This is a genomic window from Kribbella italica, assembly GCF_014205135.1.
Lineage (GTDB): Bacteria > Actinomycetota > Actinomycetes > Propionibacteriales > Kribbellaceae > Kribbella > Kribbella italica.
The window spans coordinates 3,813,797-3,827,412 of sequence record NZ_JACHMY010000001.1; the positions used below are offsets into that span (position 1 = coordinate 3,813,797).

16 protein-coding genes are annotated in these 13,616 nt (G+C 68.1%); 2 read left to right on the forward strand and 14 right to left on the reverse strand.

Going from position 1 to position 13,616, the window contains the following annotated elements:
• Nucleotides 1-63 precede the first annotated feature (63 nt).
• Nucleotides 64-576 (forward strand): pyridoxamine 5'-phosphate oxidase family protein, encoded by a 513-nt coding sequence (locus tag HDA39_RS17595; RefSeq protein ID WP_184796322.1) that lies wholly within the window; start codon nt 64-66, stop codon nt 574-576.
• On the opposite strand, the gene HDA39_RS17600 is transcribed toward HDA39_RS17595, so the two are convergent.
• From HDA39_RS17600 to HDA39_RS17660, 13 genes are all read right to left on the reverse strand, one after another.
• Nucleotides 573-1,004, reverse strand: coding sequence for a DUF2550 domain-containing protein (locus tag HDA39_RS17600; RefSeq protein ID WP_184796324.1), 432 nt, complete (start codon nt 1,002-1,004; stop codon nt 573-575). The genes HDA39_RS17595 and HDA39_RS17600 overlap by 4 nt on opposite strands.
• Nucleotides 1,005-1,108: 104 nt before the next feature.
• A complete protein-coding gene (locus HDA39_RS17605) occupies nt 1,109-1,513 on the reverse strand; it encodes a F0F1 ATP synthase subunit epsilon (RefSeq protein WP_184796326.1) in 405 nt (134 codons plus the stop codon).
• Between the two features lie 7 nt (nt 1,514-1,520).
• Nucleotides 1,521-2,975 (reverse strand): F0F1 ATP synthase subunit beta, encoded by a 1,455-nt coding sequence (gene atpD / locus HDA39_RS17610; protein WP_184796327.1) that lies wholly within the window; start codon nt 2,973-2,975, stop codon nt 1,521-1,523.
• 5 nt (nt 2,976-2,980) lie between these two features.
• Entirely contained in the window at nt 2,981-3,892 is a 912-nt protein-coding gene (locus HDA39_RS17615) for a F0F1 ATP synthase subunit gamma (protein ID WP_184796329.1), read from the reverse strand.
• Between the two features lie 7 nt (nt 3,893-3,899).
• Entirely contained in the window at nt 3,900-5,537 is a 1,638-nt protein-coding gene (gene atpA, locus HDA39_RS17620; protein WP_184796331.1) for a F0F1 ATP synthase subunit alpha, read from the reverse strand.
• Between the two features lie 86 nt (nt 5,538-5,623).
• Nucleotides 5,624-6,421, reverse strand: a complete 798-nt coding sequence (locus tag HDA39_RS17625; RefSeq protein WP_184796333.1) for a F0F1 ATP synthase subunit delta — start codon at nt 6,419-6,421, stop codon at nt 5,624-5,626.
• Nucleotides 6,421-6,990 carry a F0F1 ATP synthase subunit B gene (locus HDA39_RS17630; RefSeq protein ID WP_184796335.1) on the reverse strand — a complete coding sequence of 190 codons (570 nt, stop codon included), beginning with the start codon at nt 6,988-6,990 and terminating at the stop codon, nt 6,421-6,423. The genes HDA39_RS17625 and HDA39_RS17630 overlap by 1 nt, the downstream gene beginning before the upstream one ends.
• 29 nt (nt 6,991-7,019) lie before the next feature.
• Nucleotides 7,020-7,250 carry an ATP synthase F0 subunit C gene (gene atpE / locus HDA39_RS17635; protein WP_184796337.1) on the reverse strand — a complete coding sequence of 77 codons (231 nt, stop codon included), beginning with the start codon at nt 7,248-7,250 and terminating at the stop codon, nt 7,020-7,022.
• A gap of 71 nt (nt 7,251-7,321) precedes the next feature.
• Nucleotides 7,322-8,104, reverse strand: a complete 783-nt coding sequence (gene atpB, locus HDA39_RS17640; protein WP_184796339.1) for a F0F1 ATP synthase subunit A — start codon at nt 8,102-8,104, stop codon at nt 7,322-7,324.
• Nucleotides 8,105-8,201: 97 nt separating this feature from the next.
• Nucleotides 8,202-8,414 carry an AtpZ/AtpI family protein gene (locus tag HDA39_RS17645; RefSeq protein WP_077016113.1) on the reverse strand — a complete coding sequence of 71 codons (213 nt, stop codon included), beginning with the start codon at nt 8,412-8,414 and terminating at the stop codon, nt 8,202-8,204.
• 114 nt (nt 8,415-8,528) lie between these two features.
• Nucleotides 8,529-9,008 carry a Cg1360 family ATP-synthase-associated protein gene (locus HDA39_RS17650; protein ID WP_184796341.1) on the reverse strand — a complete coding sequence of 160 codons (480 nt, stop codon included), beginning with the start codon at nt 9,006-9,008 and terminating at the stop codon, nt 8,529-8,531.
• Between the two features lie 204 nt (nt 9,009-9,212).
• Nucleotides 9,213-10,331, reverse strand: a complete 1,119-nt coding sequence (locus HDA39_RS17655) for an undecaprenyl/decaprenyl-phosphate alpha-N-acetylglucosaminyl 1-phosphate transferase (RefSeq protein ID WP_184796343.1) — start codon at nt 10,329-10,331, stop codon at nt 9,213-9,215.
• Nucleotides 10,331-11,191, reverse strand: a complete 861-nt coding sequence (locus HDA39_RS17660; RefSeq protein WP_337925779.1) for an L-threonylcarbamoyladenylate synthase — start codon at nt 11,189-11,191, stop codon at nt 10,331-10,333. The genes HDA39_RS17655 and HDA39_RS17660 overlap by 1 nt, the downstream gene beginning before the upstream one ends.
• Before the next feature lie 120 nt (nt 11,192-11,311).
• Here HDA39_RS17660 and HDA39_RS17665 point away from each other — a divergent pair, with 120 nt between their 5' ends.
• Nucleotides 11,312-12,322, forward strand: a complete 1,011-nt coding sequence (locus HDA39_RS17665; protein WP_184796347.1) for an adenosine deaminase — start codon at nt 11,312-11,314, stop codon at nt 12,320-12,322.
• Here the strand turns inward: HDA39_RS17665 and HDA39_RS17670 are convergent.
• Complete coding sequence (locus HDA39_RS17670; RefSeq protein ID WP_184796349.1) at nt 12,319-13,611, reverse strand: RICIN domain-containing protein; 1,293 nt, start codon at nt 13,609-13,611, stop codon at nt 12,319-12,321. The two genes, HDA39_RS17665 and HDA39_RS17670, sit on opposite strands and share 4 nt — an antisense overlap.
• Nucleotides 13,612-13,616: the final 5 nt, after the last annotated feature.

The following is a 13,616-nucleotide window of genomic DNA, read 5'->3' on the forward strand; positions in this document are numbered from 1 at the left end:
AAACGCACCAGGCCGAACCTGCGGTGAGTACGGTGAAGGATGCGTCCAGACCAGGAGGAACCCATGGCCGGCCTGCCCGACACGACACTGGGACCGTTCTCCGCCCCCGGAGCGACGGCGACCCCCTGGGAGCTGACCGTCGAGGCGCTCCGACGCACGCAGAAGTTCTCCCTCACCACAGTGCGCACCGACGGGCGGCCGCACTCGACGCCGCTGCTGGCGATCTGGGCGTACGGCGCGCTGTGGTTCGCCACCGGGGAGAACGAGCAGAAGGCGAAGAACCTCGCGGCCAACCCGCACTGCATCCTCACCACCGGCACGAACACGCTGACCGGCACGGACTACGTGATCGAGGGCAAGGCGGCCCTCGTCATCGACCCGGACGACCGGAACGCCGCCGCCGAGGCGTTCGAGCAGGCGTACGGCTGGCATCTGACCCGCGAGGACGGGACCTGGTACCGGATGGGTGACGCTCTCCGGTCGGGTGAGACGCAGCTCTACCGCGTCGGGCCGACCCTGGCGTTCGCGTACGGGAACGGCACGGAGTTCTCCCAGACGCGCTACAGCTGGGGCTAGTGGTACGTCTGGCTGCTGGGTGGAGCCGATTCCATCCAGGCCAGTACGCCGGTGAGGGCTTCCTCGGTCATCGCGAAGTGGACCGTGCGGTCGCGGAGCTCGGCGTCGACGATCACGTGGCCGGCGTAGGTGACGAGGGGCTCGTTGCCGACCGGGCGGCGGGTGGTGATGCCTTGGAGCTGGCGGCGGTTGACGACGAGCTTGGGCCACCAGGCCAGGCTGAAGACGCGGAACCACTGGAGGTCGTCGCCGACGTAGCGGGCCAGGCCGAGGGCCCAGCCGCGGCCGTGGTCCTTCTCGGCGAGTTGGAGGCTGCAGTCGAACGTGCCGCCGTCCCTGGACAACCAGCGACGACGGCACGCGAAAGCGACAACCAGCAGTACGGCAGCAAGGAAACAGACCCCGACCACATCGAGGACTGTCCTCATATGCCGACCTCATTCCTGATGCCGGCGACTGAGCGGCACCTACTCCGAACCAGCTGGCCCAGAACCGTACTGACTGTGACGATGTTCAATTATTGCAGGTGCGGTCAGGACACCTGTTCGGCGGCCCGGACTCTGGCCTCGGCCACCCGGACCAGCTCCTGCTCGTCGGCACTGTCCGTGCCGGCGGCCTGAGCCTGCTCAAGGGCGCGCTTGGCTTCCTCGAGATCGATGTCGTGACCCATCTCGGCGTTCTCGGCCAGGATCGAAACGCGATCATTGGCCACCGAGATGAACCCGTCCGGTGCGGCGGCGACGAAGTACTCGTCGTCGAGGGTCCGCACCTGGACCGTACCGCCCTGCAGCAGTCCCAGCAGCGGGGCGTGGCCCGGGAGGATACCGACGTCGCCGTCGGTGGTGCGGGCGATGACGATCTTCGCCTGCCCCTCCCAGACCACCCGCTCGGCCGCGACCAGCGCGACGTCGAGGTGCTTGCCGGTCTCTTCGGCCATCAGACGGTCAGAGCTCCTTCTGGAGCTCGGCCCAACGCCGCTCGACGTCGTCCAGCGAGCCGGTGTTGAAGAAGGCCTGCTCGGCGATGTGGTCGGTCTCGCCCTCGGTGATCTTCTTGAACGACTCGATGGTGTCCTTCAGCGGCACCGTCGAACCCGGCGTGTTGGTGAACTTCTCCGCCATGTAGGTGTTCTGCGACAGGAACTGCTCGATCCGGCGCGCTCGCGCGACGGTGATCTTGTCCTCTTCGGACAGCTCGTCGACACCGAGGATGGCGATGATGTCCTGCAGCTCCTTGTTCTTCTGCAGGATCTGCTTGACCCGGACGGCCACGTCGTAGTGCTCCTGGCCGATGTACTGCGGGTCGAGGATCCGTGACGTGGACGACAGCGGGTCGACGGCCGGGTACAGACCACGCGACGCGATGTCACGCGACAGCTCGGTGGTCGCGTCCAGGTGCGCGAACGTGGTGGCCGGCGCCGGGTCGGTGTAGTCGTCGGCGGGTACGTAGATCGCCTGCATCGAGGTGATCGAGTGTCCACGCGTCGAGGTGATCCGCTCCTGCAGCACGCCCATCTCGTCGGCGAGGTTCGGCTGGTACCCCACGGCCGACGGCATCCGGCCGAGCAGCGTGGAGACCTCGGAACCGGCCTGGGTGAACCGGAAGATGTTGTCGATGAAGAGCAGCACGTCCTGCTCCTTCACGTCGCGGAAGTACTCCGCCATCGTGAGGGCCGACAGCGCGACGCGAAGCCGCGTGCCCGGCGGCTCGTCCATCTGACCGAAGACCAGCGCGGTGTCCTTGAAGACGCCGGCCTCTTCCATCTCACCGATCAGGTCGTTGCCCTCACGGGTGCGCTCACCGACACCGGCGAACACCGAGGTGCCACCGAAGTTGTGCGCGATCCGGTAGATCATCTCCTGGATCATGACGGTCTTGCCGACGCCCGCACCACCGAACAGGCCGATCTTTCCGCCCTGCACGTACGGCGTGAGCAGGTCGAGCACCTTGATGCCGGTCTCCAGCATCTCGGTCTTGGACTCGAGCTGGTCGAAGGCCGGCGCCTTGCGGTGGATCGGCCAGCGCTCGGCGATCTCGAACTCGGACTCGTCCTGGTTCAGGCACTTGCCCGTGACCGACCAGACGCGGCCCTTGGTGACGTCGCCGACCGGGACGGAGATCGCCGCACCGGTGTCGCGCACCTCGGTACCGCGGACCAGGCCGTCGGTGGGCTTCATCGAGATCGCCCGGACCATGTTGTCGCCGACGTGCAGCGCGACCTCGAGGGTGATCGTCGTGGTGACGTCGCCCAGGGTGATGTCCACCTCGAGCGCGTTGTACATGTCCGGCATCGTGTCCGCGGCGAACTCGACGTCGACGACCGGGCCGATCACCCGGGCGACGCGACCGACGCCGCGGGCGCCCGCCTCGTTGTTGTTCTCGGTAACCGTGGCAGTCATCTCTCTCACTCGCTCCCGGCTGAGGCGTCGGCCAGCGCACCCGCGCCACCGACGATCTCGCTGATTTCTTGGGTAATTTGGGCCTGGCGCGCCTGGTTGGCCTCACGCGTCAAGCGTTCGATCAGGTCCTGCGCGTTGTCGGTCGCGGACTTCATCGCGCGCTGCCGGTTGGCCAGCTCGGAAGCGGCCGCCTGCAGCATGCAGTAGTGGATCCGGCTGGCGACGTACTTGGGCAGCAGCCCGTCCAGCACGTCCTCGGCGGACGGCTCGAACTCGTACAACGGCAGGACGTCGTCCTCGGCCGGCGCCTCGGTGCCCTCGACGACCTCCAGCGGCAGCAGCCGGATCACGTCCGGCCGCTGGGTCAGCATCGACACGAACCGGGTGAAGACGATGTGGATCTCGTCCACGCCGCCCTCCTCGGTCGGGGTCAGGAAGGCCTCGATCAGCGCGTCGGCGACCTCCCGGGCCCGGGCGAACGTCGGCGCGTCGGACTCGCCGCTCCACGACTGCGCGACCTCGCGCTGCCGGAAGGTGTAGTAGGCGATCCCCTTGCGTCCGGTCAGGAACGGCACGATCTCCTTGCCGTCCTCGCGCAGGAGCTGGTGCAGCCGCTCCCCCTCGCGGATCACCGAGGAGGAGTACGCACCGGCCTGACCGCGGTCGGAGGTGATCAGGAGAACCGCGGCCCGCTTCGGGTTCGGCTTCTCGGTGGTCAGCGGGTGGTCGACGTTCGAGAACGTCGCCACCGCCGACACGGCACGGGTGAGCTCACGCGCGTACGGACCGGCCGCCTGGGCGCGTTGCTGCGCCTTGACGATCCGGGACGCCGCGATGAGCTCCATCGCGCGGGTGAGCTTCTTGATCGTCGAGACCGAGGCCCGACGCTCACGAAGCTGCCGCAGACTGGCTGGCATGGGTTGATCAGCCCCGCTTCTGCCGGACGATCTGCTCCTGCTCGACGTCCTCTTCGTCCATGGCCTTCGTCTCCTCACGACCGACGAGCAGCTCGCCGCCGGAGGTCTGGAAGGTCGGCTTGAAGGCGTCCAGCGCGGAGATGACGGCCTCGGCCGAGTCGTCCTCGAACTTGCCGCTCTCGCGGACGGCGTCGAGCACCTTGGAGTCGCGCCGCAGGTAGTCGAGGAACTCACGCTCGAAGCGCAGCACGTCCTCGACCGGGACGTCGTCGAACTTGCCCGTCGTACCGGCCCAGATGGAGACCGTCTGCTCCTCGACCGGGTACGGCGAGTACTGCGGCTGACGCAGCAGCTCGACCAGACGCTGACCGCGGTCCAGCTGACGGCGCGAGGTCGCGTCGAGGTCGGAGGCGAACATCGCGAAGGCCTCCATCGCGCGGAACTGCGCGAGGTCCAGCTTCAGCGAGCCGGAGACCTTCTTCATGCCCTTGACCTGCGCGGCACCGCCGACCCGCGACACCGAGATACCGACGTCGATGGCGGGACGGATGTTGGCGTTGAACAGGTCCGACTGCAGGAAGATCTGGCCGTCGGTGATCGAGATGACGTTGGTCGGGATGAACGCCGAGACGTCGTTGGCCTTGGTCTCGATGATCGGCAGACCGGTCATCGAGCCCGCGCCGAGCTCGTCGCTCAGCTTCGCGCAACGCTCCAGCAGGCGGCTGTGCAGGTAGAAGACGTCACCCGGGTACGCCTCACGGCCCGGCGGGCGACGCAGCAGCAGCGACATCGAGCGGTAGGCCTCGGCCTGCTTGCTCAGGTCGTCGAACACGATCAGGACGTGCTTGCCCTGGTACATCCAGTGCTGGCCGATGGCCGAACCGGTGTACGGCGCGACGTACTTGAAGCCGGCCGGGTCGGACGCCGGGGAGGCCACGATGGTGGTGTACTCCATCGCGCCGGCCTCTTCGAGCGCGCCGCGCACCGAGGCGATCGTCGAGCCCTTCTGGCCGATCGCGACGTAGATGCAGCGGACCTGCTTCTTCGGGTCGCCGGAGTCCCAGTTGGCCTTCTGGTTGATGATCGTGTCGATCGCGATCGCGGTCTTGCCGGTCTTGCGGTCGCCGATGATCAGCTGACGCTGGCCGCGGCCGATCGGGATCATGCCGTCGATCGCCTTGATGCCGGTCTGCAGCGGCTCGCGGACCTCCTGGCGGTCCATCACGCCGGCCGCCTGGAGCTCCAGGGCGCGGGTGCCCTCGAGGTCCTTGATCTCGCCGAGGCCGTCGATCGGACGGCCCATCGGGTCGACGACGCGACCCAGGTAGCCCTCGCCGACGGCGACGGACAGGACCTGGCCGGTCCGGCGGACCTGCTGGCCCTCCTCGATACCGTCGAACTCACCGAGAACGGCGACACCGATGTTGCGGACGTCCAGGTTCAGGGCGATGCCCCGGGTGCCGTCCTCGAATTCCAGCAGCTCGTTCGTCATCGCCGAGGGCAGGCCCTCGACGTGCGCGATGCCGTCACCGGCGTCGACAACGGTGCCGACCTCTTCGCGGGTCGCCGTCTCCGGCTCGTAGCTGGAGACGAAGCGATCCAGGGCGTCCCGGATCTCCTCCGGCCTGATCGTGAGCTCCGCCATTGTGCTTCCCTGCTTCCTTGACCTTGCTGGCCTGTTGTGGCTCTAAAGGCTTTGCCGACCCTTAGCGCCTGCTAATCGTTAAGGGGTCAGCCCGCGATGCGCCGCTGCGCCTCGTCGAGGCGGGCCGCGATGGTCCCGTCGATCACTTCGTCACCGATGTCCACCCGGACGCCGCCGACGACACTCGGGTCGACGATCACGTTCAGCTGGATCTGCCGTCCGTACTGCCGGCCGAGCAGCTCGGCCAGCCGGTCGCGCTCGGTCTCGGTCAGGTCGTTGGCGACGCGAACGGTCGCGATGCTGGCACTGCGCCGGGCCGCCGCGGCGACCTGGTAGGCCCGCATCGCACCGGCGAAACCACGTCCCCGGCCGTCCACCGCGCGCTCGACCAGCCGTACGGTGACGGCGTCGGCCTTGCCCTGCAGCAGACCACGGATCAGTTCCTGCCGGGCTTCCAGCGGGATGCTGCGATCGCTCAACTTGCCGGCCAGCGCCCGCTCGACCGCAACCACACGGTCCAGGCGGAACAGCTGGTCCTCCAGCTCGTCCAGCTTGCGCTGCCCGTCGGCGAAGGCCACCTCGGCCTTCACGCTCAGGTCGTCCAGCGCGTCACCGAGGTCCCGGCCGCTGACCCAGCGACCGACCGCGGCAGCGGTCAGGATCTCCAGCGCCTGGTCGGAGACCTTGCCGCCGAACAGCTGCCGGACCAGGCCGGTCCGGCTCTCGGTACCACGGGCCGGGTCGGTCAGCGCCCGGCGCAGCGACCCGTTGGTGTCGAGCACCTTGGCGACCGAGAACAGCTCGGCACCGAGACCCTCGGAGACGGTGACACCCGCCAGGGCCTCTTCGGCCCGGGCGAGTGACTCCTTCGAAGCGCCGCGCATCAGCCGTCCGTTCCGACAGCCTGCCGGGCCGACTCGCTCGACTCCAGCTCCTCCAGGAAGCGCTCGACCGTACGACGCTGACGCGCCTCGTCCTCGAGCGACTCCCCGACGATCCGGCCGGCCAGCGACGTGGCCATCAAGCCGACCTCGCTGCGCAGCGAAGCAACGGCCTGCGTACGCTCGGCGTCGATCTGGGTCCGGGCGTGGTTCACGATCCGCTCGGCCTCGACGTTCGCCTGCTCACGCATCTCCGCGATGATCTGCGCACCCTGCTCACGCGCGTCCTCGCGGATCTTCGCAGCTTCCGAGCGAGCCTCGGCCAGCTGCGCGTTGTACTTGTCGAGCGCCGCCTTCGCCTCGGCCTGGGCCTGCTTGGCCTCGTTCATCCCGCCTTCGATCGCCTGCGTCCGCTCGGCGTAAGCCTTTTCGAACTTCGGGACGACGATCTTGGCGAAGGCGATGGCCAGCAGGATCAGGAAGACGAGGCCGAAAATGATCTCGGCGGTGTGCGGCATCAGCGGGCTCGGCTCGGCGCCGGCCTCACTGAGCGGGAGCACTAACGTCATCATGTCTGAGTCCTGTCAGTCAGGGGAATGAATCAGGCGCCGGAACGGAAGACGAAGGCCAGCGCGATACCGATGATCGCCAGCACCTCGGTCACGCCGAAGCCGATCCACGCGATCGACTGCAGCTTGCTCTGCGCCTCGGGCTGACGCGCGGTGCCGTTGATGACAGCGGCGAAGATCAGACCGACACCGACGCCCGGGCCGATCGCGGCAAGGCCGTAACCGAGGACGGCGATGTTGCCGGAGATCTCGAGAGCGTTCATTGCAGTGTGTTCCTTTCGGTACGGATAGGAGCTATCCGGGTTTCCGTTGCTACGGGATCTGGGGGTGCCGATCAGTGTTCGTCGGCGATGGCGCTGCCGATGTACTGCGCGGTCAGCACGACGAAGATGTAGGCCTGGATGCACTGGACGAACAGCTCGAGTCCGGCGATCGCGAGGCCCATCAGGAAGGTGAGGATGCCGACGCCACCGAGGGCGATGTTGCCGGTCTCGAAGACCATGTACTCGCCGCCGAGCACGAAGACCAGCAGCAGGATGTGCCCGGCGAACATGTTCGCGAACAGCCGCAGGCTGAGCGAGACCGGCCGGACCAGGATGTTGGAGATGAACTCGATCGGGATCATCAGCGGCATCAGCCAGACCGGGACACCGGCCGGCATGGTCTGGTGCTTGAGGTAGCCGCCCAGGCCCTTCTTCTTGATGCCCACCGCGTTGTAGATGATCCAGCTCAGCGCGGCCGCCGCGTAGGCCCAGCCGATGTGGCTGAACGTCGGGAACTGGATGAACGGGATCGACGCGGCGACGTTGTTCAGCAGGATGAAGAAGAACAGGCCGAGCAGGAAGGGCACGTACTTCATGTGCTCCTGGCTGCCGATCGCGTCGCGGGCGATCGAGTTCCGGACGAAGTTGTAGCCCAGCTCGCCGGCGAACTGCAGCTTGCTCGGCACGACCGCGGCCTTGCGGGAGGCACCCCAGAAGAACCAGACGATGACGATCACCGACAAAGTGGCCACCAGGACCGGCTTGGTGAACCACTCCACGCCCTCGAAGATGGGCGGCAGGTTGAAGTCCCCGGGACCGGGCGGGGTGAACTCGGTCGAAACTCCGGCGATCACCGGGTCTCCTCTCGCGTCGTGCTCAAGTCGTTCGCCATGGGGCTTGGGGCAGGGCGGCTCAGGGCAAGGCGGTCAACAACATCAGACCCGGCAGAGCTCAGGAGCGCCCGTACCGGAAGTGCAGCATCAGAATCGTGAGTCCCGCTCCGAGGACGATGCCCACCGGAAGCAGGAACTGCGTGCCCAGCCAGCGATCCAACCCGAAGCCGATGCCCCCGTACACCAGGACACCGCCGATCAGGTAGGACAGGACCCGCCACCCGTCGCCCGAGGTATCGGGTGTCGGCTTCGGATCGCTTTGCTGGCTCATCGGCACCCGAAAGGTACCAGTCGGCGACACGCCGGGTCACATCGGTACCAGTGCGGTGCGCCACACCCGTTGTCACGATCGGGAAACGGCTTACCCGAGCACTACGAACCGTGCTCATGCCGTCACCTCGTGGTCGAGGTCGTAGATCGGGATCCGCAGTCGCGACCAGGCCCAGATCTCGCCGGCCATCCAGCCCATCACGACCACCATCGCGCTGATGCCGAGGGCGGTCAGGTTGACCGCCTCGGCCAGGCCGTCGGAGTTCAGGGCGACGGCCAGCAGCGCACCGAAGATCGCGATCCGCCCGGTGTAGGAGGCCATCGCGATCCCGAGCTGGGCGGTCGGGCTGGAGCGCCGCGACAGGTGCAGCGCGAACAGGCCCAGGCCGGAGAAGATCATCACCATCAGCAGGCCGAGCAGCGCGCCCCACAGGCCCTCGAGGCCGGCGGCGACGGTCGCGATCGCGGCCGCGTTCACTCCGACGACGACGGCGGCGACAACCGCGCCGCGCAACATCGCCAGCGCCGGGTGCCGAGTGGCCTGGCCGGCGGGTTCCTCGCTGCTTCGATGGACCGTGTCATCTGTTGATGGCATCTGGTGGTTCCGTCCTGCTGGCGACCGGCATTCTTGCCCGCGGTCGTCGGGTGGGCGGGGTCAGGGGTGACGCTGTCTTTCGGTGGTGCTTGTGAAAACTAGCACAAAGTCTGCACCGTCAGCAAAACGAGTCCCCTGCCGCTGTACGCGAACACCCTATCGGTAGGCCACAGCGCCGACTGGTCTGGTCCCCGGTTGGGCTGCTCAGACCTTGGCGAGCTTGCGGCCGGAGCGCCTCGGCAGGCCGGTCGTCAGGACGATCGCGGTGACGGTCGCGGCGAGCACGATGAGGACCGTCCACCAGTCCAGGAGAAGGCCCAGAACGACCACGCCGAAGGCGATCAGGGCCGTCCAGAGGTACATCAGGAGCACCGCGCGGCGGTGCGAGTGGCCGCGTTGCATGAGGCGGTGGTGGAGGTGCAGCTTGTCGGCCGCGAACGGTGAACGGCCTGCCTTCGTACGGCGCACGTAGGCCATCGTCAGGTCGAGCGCAGGGATCGCGAGGACCGCGATCGGCAGCACCAGCGGGAGCAGCGCGGGCAGGAGGCTCGAGCCGCCGACCTCGTACGGGACGGCGTTCGGGTCCATCTGGCCGGTCAGGCTGATCGTCGACGCGGCGAGCATCAGGCCGATCAGCAGGGAGCCGGAGTCGCCCATGAAAACCCTGGCTGGAAAGAAGTTGTGGGGCAGGAAGCCGAGACAGGCGCCGGCCAGCGCGACGGTGATGAGCGTCGAGGTGGTGGCGCGGTCGAGGTTCTGCTCGACGTTCAGCAGGTACGAGTAGGTGAAGAACGCGATCGCGCCGATCGTGGTGACGCCGGCGGCCAGGCCGTCCAGGCCGTCGACGAAGTTCACCGCGTTGCAGGAGACCAGCAGGATGCCGGCGGTGACGACCGCGAGCTGGGCCGGTGGTGGGGAGAGGATGCCGCCGGGCAGCGGGAGCCAGTACAGCTGGATGCCCTGGACGATCATCACGCCGACCGCGAGCACCATGCCGGCCAGCTTGGTGATCGGGTCGAGCTCGTACAGGTCGTCGATCACGCCGACCGCGCAGATCACCACGCCGCCGATCAGGATCGCCCGGGCGTCGTGCGCGACCTGCAGGCTGTCACCGAGGAACGGCATGCTGGAGGCGACCAGGTACCCGGCGATCAGGCCGCCGAGGATCGAGACGCCACCGAAGTACGGGATCGGAACCTTGTGCACGTCCCGCGCCCGGACCTTCGCGACCGCGCCGTAGCGCAACGCGATCTTGCGGGCCAGTCCGGTCAGCAGGAAGGTCGTGGCCATCGCCACGAAGAAGACGAGCAGGTACGCGCGCACTAGTCCGCAGGCCTCACATCGGGTGCCTTGGAGTCCGCCGGCTTCCCCGGCTCATCTTTGGACGCCTCAACGACCTCTTCAGTTGGCTTGTCCTGAACCTCAGCCGGCTTCTCTTCGGCGGGCTTCTCGTCCTGGACCGGCTTCTCTTCGGCGGGCTTCTCGTCCTGGACCGGCTTGTCGTCGGCCGGCTTGTCCTGAACGTCTTCCGGCTTCGGCTCCAGGTCCGTGGTCGCCTCGGGGACGATCTTGCGGATGTCCTCCATCGACAGCGCGCCGATCCGTACGACGTGCGGCACCTCGCCGGTCAGGTCGACGATCGTCGACGGCTGGCCGCCGGTGACCTCGCCGCCGTCCAAGTAGACCGCGACCGACTCGGCGAGCTGCGCCTCGGCGTCGTACACGTCGAGCGCCGCCGCCTGACCACTCAGGTTGGCCGAGCTGACCGCGAGCGGGCCGGTCCGGGACAGCAGCTCCCGCGTGTTCTCGTGGTCGGGCACGCGCAGCGCGACCGTGCCCTGGGTGTCGCCGAGGTCCCACATCAGCGAGCCCTGCGCGTGGCAGATCACCGTCAGCGGTCCGGGCCAGTACTCCTCGCACAGCTTCCGGCCGACCTCCGGTACGTCGGTCGCGAGCGCGTCCAGCGACTCGACCACCGAGATCAGCACCGGCGGCGGCATGTCGCGGCCGCGGCCCTTGGCGTCCAGCAGCCGTTGCACGGCGTCGGCCTTGAAGGCGTCCGCGGCCAGGCCGTACACGGTGTCGGTCGGTAGCACGACCAGGTCACCGGCCTCGATCGCGTCCACGGCGGCGCGGTAGGCCGGCGCCAGTTCGTCTCCGGTGAAGTCAAAGCGCTCGCTCACGCAGTGAATCGTGCCACTCCCCCGGTCATCGACCCGCATCGGGGCGGCAGCAGATTTTCTCTGACAATTGATTGTCAGGAATGCGGGCGGCCTGAGGAGTTTCCTGCCAAGATTCCGGCCATGACTGTGTCCCGTGACTTCCTCACCGGCCTGCCGAAGGCCGAGCTGCACGTCCACCACGTCGGGTCCGCGTCGCCGCGGATCGTCGCCGAGCTCGCCGCCCGGCACCCCGGCTCGCCGGTGCCGGCCGACCCGGCCGCGCTGGCGGAGTACTTCACCTTCACCGACTTCGCGAAGTTCATCGAGGTCTACCTGACCGTCGTGGACCTGATCACCACCCCGGACGACGTCCGGCTGCTCACCTACGAGATCGCCCGCGAGATGGCGGCGCAGAACATCCGCTACTCCGAGCTGACCGTCACGCCGTACACGTCGGTGGTCCGCGGGATCGCCGCCGAGGCGTTCTGCGAGGCGATCGAGGACGCCCGGACGGCGGCCGAGAAGGAGCTCGGCGTGACGCTGCGCTGGATCTTCGACATCCCCGGCGAGGCGGGGCTGCCGGCCGCCGAGGAGACGCTGCGGATCGCGACCAAGATCCGCCCCGACGGCCTGGTCGGGTTCGGCCTGGGCGGCCCGGAGGTCGGCGTACCGCGGCCGCAGTTCGCGCCGTACTTCGAGCAGGCGCTGGCCGTCGGTCTGCACAGCGTTCCGCACGCCGGTGAGACCACCGGCCCGGAGACGATCTGGGCCGCGCTGCGCGACCTGAAGGCCGAGCGGATCGGCCACGGGACGTCGGCGATGCAGGACCCGGAGCTGGTCGCGTACCTGGCCGAGCACCGGATCCCGCTCGAGGTCAGCCCGACCTCGAACCTGGCCACCCAGGCCGTCACCTCGTACGCCGAGCACCCGCTGCCGGCGATGGTCGAGGCCGGTCTGGTCGTCACGATCAACTCCGACGATCCGCCGATGTTCGGCACCGACCTCGTCACCGAGTACGGCGTCGCGACCGGCCTGCTGAAGCTCGACGAGGCCGGCGCCGCCGACCTCGCCCGCACCGCCGTCCGGGTCTCCTTCGCCGAGCAGTCCGTCAAGGACACCCTGCTCGCCGAGATCGACGCGTACGTGAGCTAGTTGACTCGCCGGAGCTGCCACGTCTGCGTGGCGGCTCCGGTGAAGGCCTGCTGGGTCACCCGCTGGTTGCCTCCGGCATCGGTCACGGCCAGGCCGCTCAGCGTGTTGAGTACGCCGTACAGGTCGCCGCCCAAGGGATGCAGCGTCCAGCGCATGCCGTCCTGGCCGTTGCACGTGTACTGCAGGACCTGTGTGCCCGGTGTGGTGGCGCTGAACGCGCTGTCGGCGCACTTGTTGCTGCTGACGTTCTGCAACTGCCAGCCGGTCGCGTACTGGAAGCGCCACTGCTGGCTGGTCGCTCCGGTCGCCGGCCGGCTCGACACGTAGGCCAGGTTGTCCGCGGAGTCCACGCCCAGCGCAGCACCGGTGGCCGGGTTGACGAACTCGTAGACCTGGCCGTGCCGTGGCCCGGGCCGGGCATCCGGTACGGCGTTCTTGATCAGCCAGTCGCTGTTGGCGATGTTCCAGTGGGTCGCCAGGTAGCTGCCGGCCGGTGGGTTCGTGTGGAAGTAGTCGTCCTTGTTGCAGTCCAGCAGCCGGTCGCTGTCCTTCTCGGGGCAGACGACCGTCGTACCGGAGCCGTAACACATCAGGTCCCACTCGTCGTTGCAGTGGCCGTTGTAGTGCGGTGCCGAACTCTGGACCGCGCCGAAGGTGTGGCCGAGCTCGTGGGCGGCGGCGTTGAAGCCCCAGCAGTTCGCCGACGCGTCCACCCGCGCGTAGCCGGTGTTGCGGTTGTTGGCGTTGTCCAGACCGGGCCGGTCGTCGCCGTACAGGGTGCCGAGGCCGCAGGTCTTCTTGGCGTCGGCGAAGACCAGGTACTTGCGGTTGGGATCCTTGTGGCCGAGCTTCTGCAGCGCGGTGATCATCGTGTCCCAGGTGTCCAGGCCGCCGGTCGGCAGCACGACCTCCCGCACAGTGATCCGGCAGCCGTCACCCGCCGCCTCGGTGACGAACCGGACGTGGCGACTCGCGCCGGTCTGCGCGGCACTGTCGTTGTACGCCGCGTCGATCTCGTGCGACCAGGCCCGGAACGACGGCACGAACAGCGCCAGGCGCGAGGCCTGCTGCGTCTCCCGCGCGTACATCACCTGCACGCGCTTGCCCGCCTGGCCGTCGCCCTCGCAGACGATCGGGCTCGCCGCGATCTTGGCCTCGGCGATGTCGCCCTTGAGCGGCGTCGGCTCGCCCTGCAGGGTCAGGCCGGGCATCGTCTCGGCCGGTGCGTGCGGTGACAGGGGAACAGCAGTGGCGGCCAGTACCGCGACCAGGGTGCTGAGCAGGGACATCGGCG